We start from the raw sequence: 238 nt of genomic DNA, 5'->3' as shown, positions 1-238 counted from the left end.
GCACGCGCGCAACAGCAGGATGACATCATGAAGAAGATCGAAGCCATTATCAAACCCTTCAAACTGGACGAGGTCAAAGAGGCCTTGCAGGAGGTCGGCGTTCAGGGGCTTTCGGTGATCGAGGTCAAGGGCTTCGGCCGTCAGAAGGGCCACACCGAACTTTACCGCGGCGCGGAATATGTCGTCGATTTTCTGCCCAAGGTGAAGATCGAGGTCGTACTGGATGACGATCAGGTCG

1 protein-coding gene is annotated in these 238 nt (G+C 55.9%); it reads left to right on the top strand.

What is annotated here, in order from left to right:
- Positions 1-27: 27 nt before the first annotated feature.
- The coding region (locus A3728_RS14805) for a P-II family nitrogen regulator (protein WP_150120830.1) at positions 28-238 on the top strand (211 nt) is incomplete at its 3' end.

Origin of the sequence: Sulfitobacter sp. HI0040 (assembly GCF_001634885.1) — a bacterium.
In the GTDB taxonomy this organism is placed as follows: Bacteria; Pseudomonadota; Alphaproteobacteria; order Rhodobacterales; family Rhodobacteraceae; genus Sulfitobacter.
This window is presented reverse-complemented; position numbering and strand designations above follow the sequence as displayed.